The organism is Pseudomonas sp. S36 (assembly GCF_016647875.1).
GTDB lineage: Bacteria > Pseudomonadota > Gammaproteobacteria > Pseudomonadales > Pseudomonadaceae > Aquipseudomonas > Aquipseudomonas parafulva.
In genome coordinates this window covers 29409-46804 of the sequence record NZ_JACVVG010000026.1, presented here as the reverse complement: position 1 = coordinate 46804, position 17396 = coordinate 29409, and the positions used below count along the sequence as shown (strand labels likewise).

Here is a 17396-nt window from a genome sequence, read left to right as displayed (position 1 = left end):
CTTATGAGTCTCGAAACTGAAATTGCCGGTCTCACCAGCAAAGCAACCGCCCTGATCGACTACTTCACCGGTGCCAAGAGCTCGATTGCGGCTGCGGTCGCCGCCGCTGTAGCCGCCGCCCCGGCTATCTCGCGCACCTTCTATGTCAGCCAGTTGAACGGTGACGATAACGCGCTGGGTACGGTCGATGCACCGTTCAAAACCATTTTCCGCGCCATTTCCGCAACCCCGAAAGGCGGTACCTGCGAGGTGCTGTTACGGGGCAACTACACCCTGAAGGACTCCAATATCCTCAACAACCGACGTTTGGTAATCCGTGGTGAGAGCGGTGTTGCCAGCGAAACCAGGCTGATCATTGAGGAGTACACCGCTGGTGGTGTGCGAGCCATGGGCCAGTTCCAGGGTAAGGGGGACGTTTCGTTCGAGTTCACGGACATGACGCTTTCTCTCCCGGACTCGAATGCTGGTAGCGGCGCCCTGAGCACGTACTACGCATTCATCTACGCCGGCGGTAACTCGATGCCTGGCTTCTTGCCGGTAAAGCTCTACAACTTCGCGTTCGAGCTGCGCGGCACGTTCGCGGGTAAGTTCATCGGCGCCGGGGTCCAATGCTTGGCGTTGTCTGCTGTAAACACCACCATTCCTGCCGCCCTCGAAGGCTCGTTGGTTACCGGGGTAGCAGCGGGCAAGGATCCAAGCACCCTGCCTAACGTCATCACCAACATCGCCAAGCTCTGAGGTCACCATGCGTAAAGAAACCCTGAACATCACTTTCGACGGCAACAACTACGCAGGCTTCGAGTATGAGCGCCTGCCTCTGGGCGCAGCGCGTCTGTATGCAGCCCAGCAGATCGACGAGGCCGCCGATAACGCGCGTGTCGGCGTAGTGGGCAACTCCCTGCGCGTTGTCGAGTACCAGCTGGCTGAGCAAGAGGCCAAGGCCTTCCAGGCGGCAGGGTTCGAGGGCGCAGTGCCCGCTACGGTACAGGCTTGGGTCGATGCGGCCGGCCTGTCGCCGCAGGAAGCCGCTGAGAACATCCTGGCCGAGGCTGCTGCCTGGAACGGCGCGCTGTACACCATCCGCACTGCCCGCCTGAAGGGCAAGCAGCAGGCGCTCAAGGCGGCTAGTCACGACGAGGCCGAGGCCATTGCCGACGTGGCGATTGCCGCGATCAACGCCAGCGTCGTCGGTGTCGGCAACGCCCAATGATCCTGTAGGGTCGCTCAATACAAGCTCTGTTCATCGCTTCACCTCGTCGCGCGCGGCAGCCTGTGCAGTGTCATCCCACCACTGCACAGGCACCTACCATGGCCGGCGAATACCACCACGGCGTGCGTGTCCTCGAAATCAACGAGGGCACCAGGCCGATCCGCACCATTTCCACCGCCGTTGTCGGCGTCGTCTGCACCGCAGAAGATGCCGATGCGACGATGTTCCCCCTCAACACCCCCGTGCTGCTGACCAACGTCCAGAGCGCCATCGCAAAGGCCGGCACCAAGGGCACCCTGGCGGCGACCTTGCAAGCTATCGCGGACCAGACCAAGCCCCTCACCATCGTCGTCCGCGTGGCGACCGGCACGACCGCTGCCGAGACCACCAGCAATATCATCGGTGGCACCAATGCCTCGGGCAAATACACCGGCATGAAGGCGCTGCTGGCGGCCCAGTCTCAACTGAAGGTCAAGCCACGGATTCTGGGCGTACCTGGTCTGGATACCCTGCCGGTGGCCACCGCCCTTGTCTCCATCGCTCAACAGCTCCGCGGCTTTGCCTACCTCAGTGCCAATGGGTGCAAGACCAAGGAAGAAGCCACTGCCTATCGAGAGAACTTCGGCGCCCGCGAAGCCATGGTGATCTGGCCAGACTTCCTGCAGTGGAACACCACCACCAACGCCACCGTCACCGCACCGGCAGTAGCACGCGCCCTGGGCCTGCGGGCGAAGTTGGATCAAGAGATTGGCTGGCACAAAACCCTCTCCAACATCCCGGTCGATGGCGTGACCGGCATCAGTGCCGACGTTTTCTGGGACCTGCAGAACCCCGCCACCGATGCGAACTACCTGAACGGCAACGAGGTGACCACCCTCATCAACGAGAGCGGTTTCCGCTTCTGGGGTAGCCGCACCTGCACCGACGACCCGCTGTTCGCCTTCGAAAACTACACCCGCACGGCGCAGGTCCTGGCTGACAGCATCGCCGACGCCCACCTCTGGGCAATGGACAAGCCCATGCACAGCTCCCTGGTGCGGGACATTCTGGAAGGCATCAACGCCAAGTTCCGCGAGCTGGTCGCCGGCGGCTACATCCTGGGTGGCAGCGCCTGGTACGACGAGGAGGCGAACAGCGCCACCACGCTCAAGGAAGGCAAGCTGTTCATCGATTACGACTACACGCCTGTGCCGCCGTTGGAAGACCTGACGTTGCGCCAGCGCATCACTGACCGCTACCTGGCGAACTTCGCCAGCAGCATCAATAGCTGACGGAGACCGCTGCTATGGCATTGCCTCGCAAGCTCAAGAACATGAACCTCTTCAACGACGGCAACAGCTACCTGGGCGTATGCAAGTCCGTCACCCTGCCCACCCTTGCCCGGAAAATGGAGGCCTACCGCGGCGGCGGCATGAACGGTACCGCCAAGGCTGATCTGGGCCTGTCCGACGACGGCATGCAGCTGGAGTGGAAGCTTGGTGGCTTCGATCTTATTGCGATGCGCCAGTTCGGCGCCGTCAAAGCTGACGGCGTGCTGCTGCGCTTCACCGGGACCTATCAGCAGGACGATACCGGCGAGTACGCCAATGTCGAAGTGGTGGTCCGTGGCCGTCACGAAACCATCGACATGGGCGAAGCCACGCCCGGTGAGGACACCGAGCACTCGATCACCTCTCCCCTCACCTACTACAAGCTCACCGTCAACGGGGAAGTCATCGTCGAGATCGACATCCTCAACTTCATCGAAATCGTCAACGGCGTCGACCTGCTCGCTGAGCAACGCCGCGCCCTCGGCATCTGAACCTGGTAACCGGAGTCATCATGGAAAAAGTCAACGAAGCAACCATCGAAGTCGAAGCCAAGGCCGCTGCCCTGGGCGAAAACACCGTCGAGCTGGACACCCCGGTCAAACGCGGCAACACCGTCATCGAGACCGTGACCCTGCGCAAGCCGAGTTCCGGCGAGCTGCGCGGCCTGCACCTGGCCGAGCTGCTGAACTGGGATGTGGCCAGCCTCATCAAGCTGCTGCCACGGATCTGTGAGCTGAACGCGCAGGAAGTGGCCCAGCTGGACCCTGCTGACCTGGTTGCCCTGGGCGGCAAGGTCACCGGTTTTTTGCTGCAGAAGCAGACGAAGAAGGACGCATCCCTGGTTGCGTAGAAGACGCCATGGCCGACCTGGCCGTGGTTTTCCACTGGACGCCAGCCGACATGGACCGGCTGACCGTCCGAGATTTGATGGATTGGCGCGAGCGAGCGCGGGTTAGGAGCAGCAACGATGGCAAATGATCTACGGCTGAGATTGCTACTGGACACCGTGGACAAAGCCACCGCTCCGCTGCGACAGATCAACAAGGGCGGACAGGAGACCGCCCGCGCGCTCAAAGCGACACGCGATCGCCTGAAAGAGCTGAATGCTCAGCAGAAGGATGTCGGCGCCTGGCGTCAGCAGAACGCCCAGGCACGCCAGACGACCCAAGCCTTGGACGCAGCCCGGGCCAAGGTGAAGGAAATGGGCCGGGCGATGTCAGCCGTGAACGCCCCGACCAAGCAGATGACGGCCGAATTTCAGGCCGCCATCCGCGCCACCAATGAGCTTAAACAGCAGCAAAAGGCCGAGCAGGAAACTTTGCGAGGCCTCCAACGGCGGCTCGGTGAAGCCGGGATCGATACCCGAAAGCTAAACCAGCACAACGCCGCCCTTCGCCAGCAGATGGCCCAAACCAACAACACCATTGAGCAGCAGGAGGCCCAGCTGAAGCGGCTTGCGGCCGCCCAGCGGAAAGCTGCCGAGGCCAAAGGCCGGCTGGAGAAAGCCCAAGACCGAGCCGGCAAGATGGCAGGTGCCGGTGCTGCAGGGATCGCCGCGGGCGTAGGCGCCGGCATGGCGGGCGCCGCTCTGCTCGCGCCTCAGCTTGAGGTTAGGCAGCAAGGTTCGTTGATCGCCGCACAAAACGGCGAGACAGGTGGTCGTGCCAATGAATACGCCGCGATGGTGAGGGACATTCGCACTGATGGCGTAAGCACTGACATTGCAGAGATTGCAACCGCTGTGGGTGCTGCCAAAAGCACACTGGCCGCGCTGGGCCCAGTTGCCGACAAAGAGCTGGAGTCCGCAGCCCGGAAAGCTCTAGACCTGTCCAAAGTGATGGGTATTGATGTAACTGAAGCAATGCAGACCGTTGGCATCATGATGCAAAACGGGCTGGCCAAGGATGGCAATGAGGCGTTCGACCTGCTGACCGCTGGTCTGCAAAAAATCCCACAACAGATGCGTGGCGAAATTCCCGAAATTCTGCACGAATATTCCACACACTTCCGGAGCATGGGATATAGCGGCAGCGAAACCATGGGTCTGCTAGTTGATATGGCGAAGCAAGGCAAATTCGCGCTGGATAAGACTGGTGATGCGATCAAGGAATTTTCGATCCGCGGGTCAGATCTGTCCAAGGCAAGCAGGGAGGCCTACGCTTCTATTGGTCTCAACGCGGAGAAGATGTCATCCGCGATCGCTAAAGGAGGGCCGGCCGCTCGGGAAGCCATCCTCACGACGGCGAAAGCGCTCAAGGGCATCAAGAACCCAGCAGAGCGCGCCAATACTGCCATTGCATTGTTTGGCACACCGATTGAGGACTTAGCCGTCGATCAGATCCCCGCCTTCCTGGAGAAGCTGAACGGCGGAAGCAATAGCATGGGCGAGTTCGCAGGCGCCGCCGGGGAGATGGGGAAGTCCCTACGCGACAACCTGTCCGGGGATCTCGACAAGCTTACAGGCGCCTGGGGGGCATTGGTCGGCTCACTTATGGACGGCCAAAACGGTCCGATGCGGGACCTCGTCCAGACCATCACCGGCATAGTGAGCGCGGCACGCGCATGGATCGAGGCGAACCCCGAACTGGCCGCCGGCTTGGCCAAAGGCGCTGCGGTCGTGGCCGTTATGGTCACTGGGATGGGTACGCTTACCGTAGCCATGGCGAGCCTTCTCGGTCCGTTTGCGCTGGCCCGATACGGCATGGCCATGTTCGCCATAAAGGGCGGCGCCATCCTGCCTGTGATTGGTAAGCTGGTTGGCGTACTGTCTGGAGCACTACTGACCGCCATCCGGGGCGTATCCATCGCCCTGTGGGGGCTGGCCACCAACCCTGCGACCCTGGCGATCGCAGCTGCTGTAGCCGCGTTTGCCGGCGCCGGTTACTTGCTCTACCAGAACTGGGATCAGGTGAAGGCCTACTTCTCGACTGCCTGGACCGAGATCAAAGCCGGCTTCAGCGGTGGAGTTGCCGGGATTCTCACGGTCCTGGCCAACTTCAGCCCGATCGGACTGATCTACCAGGCCTTCGCCGGGGTGCTCAGTTATCTGGGCATCGACCTACCGTCACGCTTCACCGAGTTCGGCGGCATGATCGTCAATGGTCTGGTCAACGGGCTGACAGCCGGTCTGGGGGCGGTGAAGGATGCAGTCACCAGCATCGGCAGCTCAGCCATTGGCTGGTTCAAGGAAAAGCTCGGGATACACAGTCCGTCGAGGGTATTTGCTGAGCTTGGTGGCTTTACCACCGAGGGGCTCGCTCAGGGCCTGAATAACGGCGCTCAGGAGCCTATCGACGCGGTGGCGAAAATGGGCCAGCAGTTGAGTCAAGCTGGGTCGTTTAAGCTGAAGGCTGCGGCGCTCCAGGTGGACAACGCCGAGCCAACCGACTCAGTTCGCGAATCACTCAAAAGCACCAAGGCAGCGCAGGCCCCCGCGATCGAAGCCCGGGAGCAAGCGCCGCGAACGTCGGTGCCCCTGCCGTTGTCGGTGGAAATTCCACCTGTTGCACCTATAGCGAGTGACCCAGCGTCACCGGCCGATACTGCTCCGCTGGTTGCCGCACTGGTGGGCATGAATCACACCCTTACCCGGACGGATGCCACTGGAGGTGATCAAAGGCCGCCAGTCACCCTGCCACTGGCTGTGACTGCGTCATCAATCGCACCTGGTGAGCGTGAGCCGGCCCCCGAGCAGAGTGAATTGACCGCCGCTCTGGCCGGCATCAATCGCGTCCTGGCCAGCGGCAGCGGGAACACCCCATCAGTACCCCAGCTCCCCGTAGTCCAGCCCCTGGCTGCAGGAGAGTTCCCGAGGGGGCCAAGGACCAATGGTCCAATCCAGGAGACCGAACCAAGCTGGGTCATCGCAGCACTGACCTCGGTAGGCCGCATGCTCGTTCGAGGCTTGGACACCGCCAGGCCAGACACATCACATCAGTTGGTCCCCGAGGGACACAAAGGCGATGATTCACAAAACGCGCCTAAGCCCACTGTTTTCAAAGTGCCTACACATGCCGATTCGCAGGACGCCAGCCTGACGGCCCTGAGCCGTATGTTGGACAAAACACGAGGGGTCGAGGCCAAGCCGGTAGCGCAGCAGACACCAGTGGCGCAAGTACAGACTGCAAGCGAGGTCGGGGATGCTACCAATGCCGGCTCCAGCTTTACTGAAGGCCTGCGCGCGTTGACCGACGCCCTTGCGCCGCGGAACCTCTGGCCAGCCCCCGTCCAGGAGGTGCGTTCACTGCCTGCTGATCAGCAAACGCAAGCGGTACAGCCATCCTATCCCGATCCGACTGCGGGATTATCGGCCAACCTTGCCCTTGGCTTGACCGTGGGGACCAAGTCATTGGTCGGTGCGTTGACTGCCGTTACATTGCAACTGGCTCATGCCGGCGGCGTTGATGCGCGGCCAGTGGTACCACCACCCCCGACAGTACAGGCTGCGAGCGCTGATCCGCAGTCAATCACCCCGGTGACGGTAACCGTGGACCGCCGGCCTCCAATCGCGGCGGCGCCGCCCGTCACGTATGACAGCCACGACATCATCCACATTTCAATCCCAACCAGCCCTGGAATGGATCCTCAGGTCATTGCTCGAGCGGTCAGTGCCGAGCTAGATCGACGGGATAGAGCGAAATCCGCACGTCAGCGCAGCAGCCTGACCGACCTGGAGTAAAACCACATGATGCTTGCCCTGGGCATGTTCATTTTTAGCCTGCCCACACTTGCGTATCAGCAGCTGCAGCGCCAAACCGACTGGCGCCATGCCGCCAATTCGCGCATCGGCGCACAGCCTGCGCGGCAGTATCTCGGCCGCGGGGAAGACGACATCACGCTCCCGGGCGTGCTGCTGCCCGAGCTGGCCGGCTCGATGATGAGCCTCGACGAAATCCGGGCCATGGCGAACACCGGCAAAGCCTGGGCACTGGTGGAAGGCACCGGCAGGGTCTACGGACTGTTTATTATCGAGAGCCTCAGCGAGACACGATCCGTTTTCTTCCAAGACGGTACCGCACGCCGCATCGAGTTCAGCCTGACGCTGAAGCGAGTCGATGACGGCCGTGTCGACCTGATGGGGGCTGTCGTTGCAACGTCCTCCAACATATTGAGGGCGCTGCTGTGACCGGAGCTGACCAACTGACCGGGTATCTCACCGATGCGGTGCAAGGGCTGCAGCGTGACAGCGCCTACGGCGTGCCTGCCTTCCGTTTGACCGTTGATGGCAAGGACATCGCCAAGGTCATCAGTCCTCGGTTGATGTCACTTGAGCTCACCGACAATCGTGGCCTGGAGGCTGATCAGTTGAGCATCACCCTGAGCGACCACGATGGCCTGCTGGAAATACCCCCGAAGGGCGCCGTGGTGAAGCTGTGGCTGGGCTGGAGCGACACAGGGCTTGTCGATAAAGGCTCCTACACCGTCGACGAAACCGAGCATAGTGGTGCACCCGACATCCTCAGCATCCGTGCCCGATCCGCCGACCTGCGTGGGTCGCTGAAAACCAAACGTGAGCGCAGTTGGAGCGAAGTCACTCTGGGCGCCGTCCTCACCGAGATTGCCAGCGCGTACGGGCTCACCCCGAAAATTGCGCCGGAGGTCGCAGCACGCACGGTTAATCACCTCGACCAGGCCAATGAGTCGGATGCCAACATGCTCACACGCCTGGGCGAGTTGCACGACGCGGTGATCAGTGTGAAGGCCGGCTGCCTTATCTGCCTGCAGGCCGGCGGTGGAAAGACTGCCAGTGGCACCGCCTTGCCACACATCACGCTCACCAGGGCCGATGGTGATGGCCATCGCTTCCTACAGGCCGATCGGGACAGTTACGACTCAGTGAAGGCCTATTACTACGATGTCGGCAGTACCAAGAAACAGGAAGCGATTGCCGGCGGCGGAGAGAAGGTCAAAGAGCTGCGTCACACCTTCAGTGATCGAGACTCAGCCCTGCGAGCAGCACGCTCCGAACTCAACCGCCTGCAACGGGGTAGCGCCACGCTCAGCTACAACCTGGCCAAAGGGCGTGCTGACCTGATACCAGAGCTGACCTACAGCCTTCGGGGGATCAAGACCGAGATCGACGGCATCGTCTGGTACGGGGGCAACGTTCGCCACAGCCTAACGGCAGATAGCGGCTATACCACCAGCCTGGAGCTGGAGAGCAAATTGCCGGAAGACTCCGTTGATGGGCTGTACGAAGAGGAAAAAGGCGGGACGTACACGGGAGTGGTGGCGTTCTATCGCGACAAGACCACGGGTAAAGAGGCCTCAGTGACAGCTGGCGATGCGACCAGGCCGAAGCGAATCAAGCGTGTCTTTGATAACAAGGAGGCTGCTCAGAAAGCAGCTGATCGGGAGTGGAAAAAGATGCAGGAAAAAGCGACATAACCAAAAAGAAACCCGGCAAAAATGCCGGGTTTCTCTTACTTCTCCATTACTCAGCCGACTGCGAAAGCACCTCCAACATCCTCATCAAGTCTTCTTTTCCCTGCTCGTCCAGGTCGCGCAGAAGTTCGATAAAGAGGCGTTCCAACTGGGTAAGGTTTTCCATCATAGGTACTCCATTTCCATAAGACATATGCAGCATCGAAGATGCTGCACACAACCGATTGGAAATTTGGAAACCCCAAATCACTACGGGCTAGATCGGGGCAGCCATAAACCAGTGCCCCATTATCTCAGTTGACTTCACACTCAGCTGAACCCCTCCATAGGTTTGCTTTTCTCCATCCATGAGAGCCGGAAGCTTTTTGAAAACTTCGCGATGATCGGCCTCTGTTGCGGCTGCTGCGAGAGCTGCGCAAGCAATGAACATGACTTCTATGCCAGAAGCTGGCGTACCGTTCCCTGCACCCACCAACGTGACATCAACCAATTCACCTGTGTCCTTTGACACTGCAGCAATTAGCGAAGCGTATGGGCCCAGACTGGCTTTGAGGACATCTTGAACTTCGCCAATGGTGATATCTGCTGGATCAACTCGATATGGTTTTTCGTATTTCTCAAGCAATGAATTAATGCGTGCTGCATAATCAGAAGGCGTCATCCCCAAGGTTTTAGCTTTATTCTTGATAGGTTCAGCTCTCTGCTCTTCTACAACTGCTGCAGTTGCTGGTTCAGGGGCTTTACTTTCGACAAGCCCCATAGATACAGCAATACCAACCGCAACCACGACCATAAAACAGCAAGCGAAACTTCCTGCCACCTGCCTTGTTAACCAGCCGCTGCCGCGATTCTTCATACGACCCGAAAGCCACCACCAAGTACCCGCCCCTACGCCAAGGCACAAGACCCCAATCAAGCCATCCATACATCGTCCTCGACAAAATACCGGCCCCCATGGCCGGCAACTGCATTCCATTCAGCCGGTAGCTCTCAGCTGCTTTCTACTTCCAAGAATTTGCTTTCGCGAAAGCATGAGCGGTGCGATTCAGCACTGCCTTATCACCGTCTGCAATACCCCGAAGTAGAGCCACAAATTCTGCTTCATCAGCACTGAGGCTTTCGGTCGCGTGCGGCGATGGGACCCCTGTCAACACGAAAAGAACATCGACGCCCGCACCGGCAGCAAGGTGAAGCAGGGCGGCGCCGGCTTCCCGCGTACCTGCTTCATAGCTTGCCAGCGTCCGCTTGGACACCCCCACGAGCGCGGCCATCTGGTCCTGAGTTAGGTCGAGCCGCTTGCGCTCGGCTTGGAGGCGCGCACCTATTTCTTCAAGAAGATGCACAAACGTTCCTTCTCTATATTTACAAATGAACAAATGTGCATCATCCTTCGCGTACCACTACACGAAATTGCACGATTGCCACTATGCACGCCAGCCCTGTAACCGAGCAAGCATGCGAGAGAGCCCGACAACGCTTAGAAAAGCAGGGTATCTCCGTAAAAGAGTTCGCCATCAAGCATGGGCTTCACCCCAGCACCGTCTATGCCGTCCTACTCGGACAGAAGAAGTGTCTTCGGGGTGAAGCGCACCGAGCGGCTGTATTGCTCGGGATCAAGCGGATGCCTAAACCCAAGCGCAGCGAAAGCAAAAACTAGCCAACCTGGCCCAAGGAAGAAACCAGAACATGAAATCCCCCGTTCTAGAGACCCTGCGCCAGGTAGTGAGCGCCGTTGTTTGCGCTTACCCAGGCGGTCGCGAATGCGCCTCCCAACGCCTTGGTCTCCAGCTCAAGCAGTTCGACAACCGCGTGTACGAGAACGCCGGTAGCCGCCCGCTGAGCTATGACCAGATTCACCAGCTGGAGCAGGACACCAACACCACTCACCTGCCGGAATTCGTTGCCAGGCTGTATGGCGGCATGTTCGTGCCCCTGACCAGACCGGAAGATCTGGACAACGTCGAGCTGTACCAGCGTTCTCTCAAAACCGACGCGAAGCTTGGACACATCGATCAGCTAATTGCGGCGTCGATCGAGGATGGCGTCATCGAGCCTCACGAAGCGATGGCCATCATCCAGGCGCTCACCTGCTACATGGCAGCACGCACTGCAGAGGTGGCAGCGACCATCCAGCTGTACGGCAAGCCGAAGAAGCGGGGGCGCAACAAATGAGCAGCGCCTACAAACTCGTGTGCCCCCACTGCACCAGCAAGATGCGCATCCGCACCAGCGAAGGCACCCACATTTTCCTGCGCATCGCCTACCTGCAGTGCGTGAACGAGGCGTGTGGCTGGTCCGTTCGCGCCGAGTTCGAAATGACCCACGAAATGAGCCCCAGCGGCATGCCGAACCCCTCAGTTCGCCTTCCTGTTGCGCCGGTGGCAATTCGTCGTCAGGCCATGAAATCCGCTTCACAGGACAACCAACCCGACCTGCTCGACCAGCTGGACATGGAGGAAGCAACCGCATGAATGCCATCGCCCTGATCATCGACCACGAAACCGACTACCGGGACGCTATGCAGCGGGCCGCTGTGGCCTACCTGTTCCGCCGTGAAGGCCTTCACCTTTCTGGTGATAACCAGGTGCTGGAGAGCTGCCGCGTATATCTGGGCCAGTCGCTGGAGGTCCCACCTCACCTGGTACAGCGCATTGCCGAACTTGCCGTTGCTGAGTTCGAGAGCAAGACCACCAAGCGCTTGCAGATGATTGGAGTCTCCCCATCCAGCGGGATCTTCCGCCCTCAGCTCATCTTGTTGGACACCATCACCCAGCACCGCTATCAGGTGCCGGCACGCTACCTGCCGCGCCGCATGCTTCAACACCGCGAAATCTGACGTAACCCCGAACAACCCCCTTCCCGGTGCCCCGTTCTGCGTGGGTAAGGGGAAACTGCATTCCACTGGTGGCAGAAATGAGCAAGATCAACCTTCAAATCGAGCTGGACGAGCAGCAGGCGAAGCACTACCTGCAATGGCTCGACAGCCAGTACACCCTGACGATGGCTGAAGTTTGGTACTCCGACCGGTACCGCAACGTGCCCGCAGGGGAGCGCGGCCCGAAGGTGCTCGCTGACGTACCTCACTTGCAGGGCATTTGCCGTACTCGCAAGGCGCTTGAACGAAAGCTGGGCTCGGCCGTGGAGCGTTCGCGGTGATTCGACAGCCCATGGAAGTCCAGCTGCGCGCAGACGTATTGCAGCGCCTGGAAAGCGACTTCGGCCTGCAGCACATGGCGGGCACCGATTACATGCGCAAGGGCACCTGCCCGCAGTGCAGCCAGAAACGCCTGTTCTCCCGGCACGATAACCCCTGGTTCATCCGCTGTGGTCGTGAGGAAAAGTGCCGTTACATGGCACCGGTCAAGGAGATCTATCCGGATCTGTTCGATGACTGGAGCAAGCGCGCCCCGGCTACCGACAAGGAGCCGGCCGCAAGCGCGATTGCGTACCTCACGTTCGCCCGCGGTTTCAATCTGGACCTGATAAAGGGCTGGTACACCCAGGAGAACTATTACGACCGTGACCTAGAAATTGGCTCGGCCACCGTGCGCTTTCCGCTCACACACGGCGGCTACTGGGAGCGACTGATCGACCAGCCGGCGCGGTTCGGAAAGAAGAAGGCGCGCTTTCAGCCAGGTAAAAGCTACAAAGGCCACTGGTGGTGCCCGCCCTGCATCGACCTGCAGGAGGTGAAAGAGCTGTGGATCGTCGAGGGCATCTTCGACGCCATCGCTTTGCTGCACAACGGCATTGCCGCCGTGGCCGCTCTGTCTTCGAACGCATACCCCGAAGAGTCGCTCAAGGCCCTCATCGCTACTTGCGAGGGCAAAACCCCAAAGCTGGTTTGGGCGCTCGACAACGAACCAGGTGCACACAAGTACACGAAGACTTGGGTCAAGCAGGCAAGGGCGCTGGGGTTCACCTGCGAAGCGGCCCAGATCCCTCAACCAGACGCCCGCAAGGTCGACTGGAACGATCTGCACCAGCGCTGGGCGTTCCTGGACGACGACGAAGCACGGGCCGACCGAATCAAGCACGACCTGGACGAAGCCAAGCACCACGGCGCTCTGCTGATCGCTGAGAGCGCGGTGGAAAAGGCGTTGCTGCTGTACCAGTGGCGTGAGCGCGAGGAATTCCACTTCGGCTTCGACTCCCGCCTCTACTGGTGGCGTCTCGACATTTCCAAGTTCAACAGCGCCATGCAGGCACTGGACTCCAGCGAGAGCCAGGAAGACCAGCAACTCAACGACAAAGCTCGCCGGGCCAAGGCTCTGCGCATGTCTGGCTGCGTGGTCGAGATCGCGAACTGCTACCCGAAGGCCCTGTACTACCAGCGGAACGAGATCACCGACGAGTCCTGGTACTTCTTCCGCGTCGACTTCCCCCACGACGGCGCGGCCGTGAAGAACACCTTCACCGGCAGCCAGGTGGCCACCGCGAGCGAATTCAAGAAAAGACTTCTCGGCATGGGTGCCGGAGCCGTGTTCACCGGTAGTGGACAGCAATTGGACAAGATCATGAAAGACCAGCTTTTCGGCATTAAAACCGTCCAGACCATCGACTACATCGGCTACAGCCGGGAATACAGCTGCTACGTGTTCAACGAAGTAGCCGTCCGCGATGGCCAGATCGTGGGCGTGAACGAAGAGGAATTCTTCGAGATGGGCAAGCTCAAGCTCAAGAGCTTGCAGAAGGGCGTGAAGATGGCGCTGCAGCGGGACGACAAGCGCTATAGCCCGGAATGGCTGGACCTGCTGTGGACCTGTTTCGGCGCACAGGGCATCGTAGCTCTCAATTTCTGGTTCGGGTCCCTGTTCGCCGAGCAGATCCGCCACCGGTATCAGTCCTTCCCCTTCCTGGAGGCCACCGGCGAGGCCGGCGCCGGCAAGACCACCTTGCTCACCCTGCTGTGGAAGCTGTTCGGCCGCGAAGGCTACGAGGGTTTCGACCCTGCCAAGTCGACCAAGGCAGGCCGCAGCCGCCTGATGGGGCAGGTATCCGGCATGCCGGTAGTTCTGCTCGAATCCGATCGCAGCGGCGATGACAAGAGCCACGCGAAGACCTTCGAGTGGGACGAGCTGAAGGACTACTTCGGCGGCGGCACGCTGGCGACCAAGGGCGTCAAGACTGCCGGCAACGAAACCTATGAGCCGCCCTTCCGCGGCACCATCGCGATCAGCCAGAACGCCCCAGTTGTAGCTTCCGAGGCGATCATGACCCGTATCGTCAAGCTGCACTTCGTTCGCCCCCAGGTGACGGTTGAAAGCCGTGCCGCAGCCGATCGGCTGAATGGACTGGACGGCGCGCTGCTCAGCAACTTCCTGCTGCGGGCAGTACGGAAAGAGGCTGAGGTCCTGGAGCTGTTCGCAGATCGCCTGCCGGTCTATGAGGCCAAGCTGCGTGCACTGCATTCGCACTGCTTCGCCTGCGGCACTCAGTTCCAGGGCGAGGAAAACCACTGTAGCCACTGCGGCAACAAGCTCAGCGGTTACATCCGCGTAGAGCGGATCATCTACAACCACGCGCAAATGCTGGCCCTGCTCGACTGCCTGCGCCTGGTGCTTCCCCTCAACGATGACCAGGTGAGCCACACCCGCGCCCAGCTGGTACGGATGGCAATCGAGCGCCAGGCCTCGATCAGCTCTGATCACCCTGTCGTGGCCGAATTCTGGGAGGTGTACGAGTACCTGCAAGGCCTGGACGCTGACGGCCCAGTGGTCAATCACAGCAAAAAAGACCACCTCATCGCCATCAACCTCAACGACTTCGTCAAGTGTGCGGCCGAGCACCGGCAGAAGTTGGCCGACATCAACGAGCTGCGCGATCGGCTCAAGGATTCCCGCTCCCACAAGCTCATCGAGGTCAACAAGGCCGTCGATAGCGCGGTACGCGCCCACCAGGCCAAGACCGGCAACTACACCATTTCCAAACAACCCATCGTCAAGTGCTGGATGTTCCAGGCCTGAGCAAGGAGTCGTTATGCAAATTCGCGTGCTGATCGGAAACGCCAGCGCCTGCGGCCGCAGCCAGCTGCAGCAGGAGCAAGACCGTCTGGTGCAGGCCGGCCACAACTACCCCGTCATCAACGCCGGCGCATACGCCGAGGACGGCTTGCTCACGATCCTGGAAGTCCGGGTGAACGGTGGCCAGCGCGAGATCCTGGTCGATGACTGCACCAGGGCCCAGATCCACAACGTGCTGGCATGGCAGTCGGCAGTAGAGGACGACGCCCAGTTCGACGATCTGGTCGTACACCTGGCCCGCCGGAACTGATTTGAAAACGAAGTGGTGCCAAGGAGTTGCAGCTCCCGGGCACCAGCCAAACCCAAGGAGAACCACATGCAAGTAGAAACCCCCGAATTCGGCACAAAGAAGGCTAACACAATGCGCTACGACACCCTGGTAATCCGTGGTGCCTCAGGCAAAACGGTCCCGCAGGAAGTGGATGGCGGCGAGGTTGTCGCTTGGAGCCAAGGCCACGGGCTTGCAGCCATGGATGCTCTGGAGGACTTCGTAGGCGACCTGGCAGACGGCAGCTATCACGGGCTGGCGAAAGGCGCTGCAGATGCCCTCAACCTGATGCGCCGGCGCCGAGCCACCGGCTGGGACGCCGACGTTATCGCGGAGGAGCCACCAGCAGACTGGCAATCGGCTGTTACCCGCGCCGAAGCGATGGCCCGCGAGGTGTTCGGCGAGGAAGACGATAACGCCATGCAAGCCATTGATTACATGGCCGGGCTGCTTCTGGCATTTGAGCCGGCCTGCGCCCCTACTCAGGGGGATGCCGAATGACCACTTCAACAAACATCAAGCGCTTCAAGGTTAAGGACACCTGGAAGGATTTCGAGGTCGTGCTCGAGGTCGACCTCGACCGTCTGACCGTCGAACGGGCCCAGCAGATCAACAGTTTCTGGACCAGCGCCGAGGACAGGCTGGACGAGGAAGACGGCGATGTTGTCCGAACAGTGATTCGGCTGGCTGGGCTTGAGGTGATGTGCGAGATCCTTGAGGACCGTGGCGCCGACTTTGGTGATGCCGACCGCTGGTACTGCGAGAAGACCAGCCAGATGCTCCATGACAGCGAGGGCTGGGGTGGCCGCGCCGAGGGTGACAGCTTTGGGTGGTGCGGAATCCGGGTTGTGGGTGCAGAGGTTGATCTCCCCTGCTTCGAAGATGTCGCCGTTTCGGAGGTGAATGCGTGAGCCAACAGACTCGACCACGCCTTGCCAGCCACTCGCTGGACCTGCCCAACCACTGCGACATCTGCAACAAGGCCCGCTCCACGAGGAAGCACCAGCGCTGCAGCCAGATCCGCCAGCAGCGGAAATCTGTTGAATGGGAAACCTACATGGGCAACGTCGAAGCCAAGAGAGCACAGCAGGGGCGCCGACATGCACGCTAACCAACCAGCAACCCGCGACCTGGTCATCAGCGTTCGGCTCAGCGCCGGCACATACACCGCCCGGGCGCGCGGCGAAAAGGCCACTGCCAGCAGCACCATCAGCGCCGATGCGGCTGCACGCGCTTTGGCCAACAAGCTCGGGGCACAAATGGCACAGCCAGATCTGTTCGCGGCTAACCGCTGCAGCACCGATGCGCACGTTCAATTCACTGCACAGCTCAGCAGCTGAGGGATAAACAAGATGACCAACAAAGTTTCAGCTCAGGGCAACCACGGCCGCGCCTATATCGACGAGTACTTCTGCAACGACAGAGTCCAGTGGAAGGTTCTTCCGACCAAAGCCAACCAGGACATGGAACAGGCCGGCGCAGATGCAGCACGCGAGTACTTGAAGCGTACCGGCAGCAATAATCTTTGGGTGATTTACGAAGCGATGACGGCAGCTGCGCCGAAACCACCAGCCCATCACTTGCAGAAAAGGCCGGTGACTCTTCCGGCCTGCGAGGCCAAGCTGAGCAGCTCTCACGACTGGGACCAAGGCTACTCCGATGGCTGGAAAGCCTGCCTGGAAGAAGTCACAAAGCTTGGTCCGCTCTACATCAACGCCGATTCTGGCGAGATTGAGATCGATGAGCGTGCGGAGTTCGAGGCCTACGCGATTAAAAAAGGATGGCTCGTTCACCAGCTCAAGCAAAGAGCTGATGGGAACTACGAAGACTGGGGCGTAAATCCTGAGTGGCAGGCCTGGAAAGCCCGCGCTGCACTGGGGCAAAAGCCATGACACATACCTGCTACCGCCGCGACCCGAACATCAACGTCGTCACCGACCTTGTGACCGACGAGGAGATGCAGGCCTGCTTCAATGGCACGAACTTCGGCCACAACGACTACAGAGGCCTGCTGGCACAAGGTTGCATCAAAGCGCTGGCCGGCTGGCACCAGGGCCATACCATCACCTGCATTCTTGAGGCCCTGCGTCTGATCAGTTGGAACAGGCAAGCCGACAAGATAAAGGTCACCGCCAAAGGTCGCCACTACATATGGCTCGCCTTCAAGTGCCGGCCAAATACATGACGTAACAGCTCTAGAA

The 17396-nt window shown here is 60.2% G+C and carries 24 protein-coding genes; 22 read left to right on the top strand and 2 right to left on the bottom strand.

All coding sequences use genetic code 11. The annotated features are described in order from the left end of the window. The first annotated feature begins 3 nt into the window (after positions 1–3). The 9 genes from IAE36_RS15505 to IAE36_RS15465 all read left to right on the top strand — a co-directional run bounded on the left by IAE36_RS15505 (position 4) and on the right by IAE36_RS15465 (position 8907). A complete protein-coding gene (locus tag IAE36_RS15505) occupies positions 4–738 on the top strand; it encodes a hypothetical protein (protein ID WP_201213306.1) in 735 nt (244 codons plus the stop codon). Between the two features lie 7 nt (positions 739–745). Next, a complete protein-coding gene (locus tag IAE36_RS15500; RefSeq protein ID WP_201213304.1) occupies positions 746–1210 on the top strand; it encodes a hypothetical protein in 465 nt (154 codons plus the stop codon). A 98-nt stretch (positions 1211–1308) separates the two neighbouring features. Continuing rightward, complete coding sequence (locus IAE36_RS15495; RefSeq protein WP_201213301.1) at positions 1309–2481, top strand: phage tail sheath protein; 1173 nt, start codon at positions 1309–1311, stop codon at positions 2479–2481. A 14-nt stretch (positions 2482–2495) separates the two neighbouring features. After that, positions 2496–3011, top strand: coding sequence for a phage major tail tube protein (locus IAE36_RS15490; protein ID WP_016484465.1), 516 nt, complete (start codon positions 2496–2498; stop codon positions 3009–3011). 20 nt (positions 3012–3031) lie between these two features. After that, positions 3032–3370 (top strand): phage tail assembly protein, encoded by a 339-nt coding sequence (locus tag IAE36_RS15485; RefSeq protein WP_016484464.1) that lies wholly within the window; start codon positions 3032–3034, stop codon positions 3368–3370. A gap of 8 nt (positions 3371–3378) precedes the next feature. Then, complete coding sequence (locus IAE36_RS15480; RefSeq protein WP_016484463.1) at positions 3379–3498, top strand: GpE family phage tail protein; 120 nt, start codon at positions 3379–3381, stop codon at positions 3496–3498. Next, entirely contained in the window at positions 3488–7198 is a 3711-nt protein-coding gene (locus IAE36_RS15475) for a phage tail tape measure protein (protein ID WP_201213299.1), read from the top strand. The genes IAE36_RS15480 and IAE36_RS15475 overlap by 11 nt, the downstream gene beginning before the upstream one ends. A gap of 6 nt (positions 7199–7204) precedes the next feature. Beyond that, entirely contained in the window at positions 7205–7645 is a 441-nt protein-coding gene (locus IAE36_RS15470) for a phage tail protein (protein WP_029885323.1), read from the top strand. Then, positions 7642–8907 carry a phage late control D family protein gene (locus IAE36_RS15465; protein ID WP_201213297.1) on the top strand — a complete coding sequence of 422 codons (1266 nt, stop codon included), beginning with the start codon at positions 7642–7644 and terminating at the stop codon, positions 8905–8907. Before IAE36_RS15470 ends, IAE36_RS15465 begins: the two co-directional genes overlap by 4 nt. Positions 8908–9160: 253 nt before the next feature. On the opposite strand, the gene IAE36_RS15460 is transcribed toward IAE36_RS15465, so the two are convergent. Both IAE36_RS15460 and IAE36_RS15455 read right to left on the bottom strand, forming a co-directional pair. Then, the gene (locus IAE36_RS15460; RefSeq protein WP_201213295.1) at positions 9161–9829 is read right to left on the bottom strand and encodes a hypothetical protein; all 669 of its coding nucleotides are present in this window, start codon (positions 9827–9829) and stop codon (positions 9161–9163) included. Between the two features lie 76 nt (positions 9830–9905). Further along, a complete protein-coding gene (locus IAE36_RS15455) occupies positions 9906–10247 on the bottom strand; it encodes a helix-turn-helix transcriptional regulator (protein ID WP_201213292.1) in 342 nt (113 codons plus the stop codon). An 83-nt stretch (positions 10248–10330) separates the two neighbouring features. On the opposite strand from IAE36_RS15455, the gene IAE36_RS15450 reads away from it, so the two are divergent. The 13 genes from IAE36_RS15450 (at position 10331) to IAE36_RS15390 (ending at position 17380) form a co-directional block, all read left to right on the top strand. Then, a complete protein-coding gene (locus tag IAE36_RS15450) occupies positions 10331–10561 on the top strand; it encodes a DNA-binding protein (protein ID WP_201213290.1) in 231 nt (76 codons plus the stop codon). 29 nt (positions 10562–10590) lie between these two features. Next, positions 10591–11076 carry a YmfL family putative regulatory protein gene (locus IAE36_RS15445; RefSeq protein ID WP_103517929.1) on the top strand — a complete coding sequence of 162 codons (486 nt, stop codon included), beginning with the start codon at positions 10591–10593 and terminating at the stop codon, positions 11074–11076. Then, entirely contained in the window at positions 11073–11375 is a 303-nt protein-coding gene (locus IAE36_RS15440) for an ogr/Delta-like zinc finger family protein (protein ID WP_029885329.1), read from the top strand. Before IAE36_RS15445 ends, IAE36_RS15440 begins: the two co-directional genes overlap by 4 nt. Then, positions 11372–11740 (top strand): hypothetical protein, encoded by a 369-nt coding sequence (locus IAE36_RS15435; protein ID WP_201213288.1) that lies wholly within the window; start codon positions 11372–11374, stop codon positions 11738–11740. The genes IAE36_RS15440 and IAE36_RS15435 overlap by 4 nt, the downstream gene beginning before the upstream one ends. A gap of 77 nt (positions 11741–11817) precedes the next feature. Continuing rightward, on the top strand, positions 11818–12060 hold the full coding sequence (locus IAE36_RS15430; protein ID WP_029885331.1) for a hypothetical protein: 243 nt from the start codon (positions 11818–11820) through the stop codon (positions 12058–12060). An 11-nt stretch (positions 12061–12071) separates the two neighbouring features. Continuing rightward, positions 12072–14870, top strand: coding sequence for a toprim domain-containing protein (locus IAE36_RS15425; protein ID WP_201213344.1), 2799 nt, complete (start codon positions 12072–12074; stop codon positions 14868–14870). A 13-nt stretch (positions 14871–14883) separates the two neighbouring features. Further along, complete coding sequence (locus IAE36_RS15420; RefSeq protein ID WP_103517926.1) at positions 14884–15177, top strand: hypothetical protein; 294 nt, start codon at positions 14884–14886, stop codon at positions 15175–15177. Between the two features lie 66 nt (positions 15178–15243). Beyond that, positions 15244–15696 carry a hypothetical protein gene (locus IAE36_RS15415; protein WP_201213286.1) on the top strand — a complete coding sequence of 151 codons (453 nt, stop codon included), beginning with the start codon at positions 15244–15246 and terminating at the stop codon, positions 15694–15696. After that, complete coding sequence (locus tag IAE36_RS15410; RefSeq protein WP_103517924.1) at positions 15693–16106, top strand: DUF2528 family protein; 414 nt, start codon at positions 15693–15695, stop codon at positions 16104–16106. Before IAE36_RS15415 ends, IAE36_RS15410 begins: the two co-directional genes overlap by 4 nt. Beyond that, positions 16103–16306, top strand: a complete 204-nt coding sequence (locus IAE36_RS15405) for a hypothetical protein (RefSeq protein ID WP_201213284.1) — start codon at positions 16103–16105, stop codon at positions 16304–16306. The genes IAE36_RS15410 and IAE36_RS15405 overlap by 4 nt, the downstream gene beginning before the upstream one ends. Next, positions 16296–16535, top strand: a complete 240-nt coding sequence (locus tag IAE36_RS15400; protein WP_103517922.1) for a hypothetical protein — start codon at positions 16296–16298, stop codon at positions 16533–16535. The genes IAE36_RS15405 and IAE36_RS15400 overlap by 11 nt, the downstream gene beginning before the upstream one ends. 12 nt (positions 16536–16547) lie before the next feature. Then, positions 16548–17087 carry a hypothetical protein gene (locus IAE36_RS15395; RefSeq protein WP_201213282.1) on the top strand — a complete coding sequence of 180 codons (540 nt, stop codon included), beginning with the start codon at positions 16548–16550 and terminating at the stop codon, positions 17085–17087. Then, complete coding sequence (locus IAE36_RS15390) at positions 17084–17380, top strand: hypothetical protein (protein ID WP_201213280.1); 297 nt, start codon at positions 17084–17086, stop codon at positions 17378–17380. Before IAE36_RS15395 ends, IAE36_RS15390 begins: the two co-directional genes overlap by 4 nt. The last annotated feature ends 16 nt before the right edge of the window (positions 17381–17396 follow it).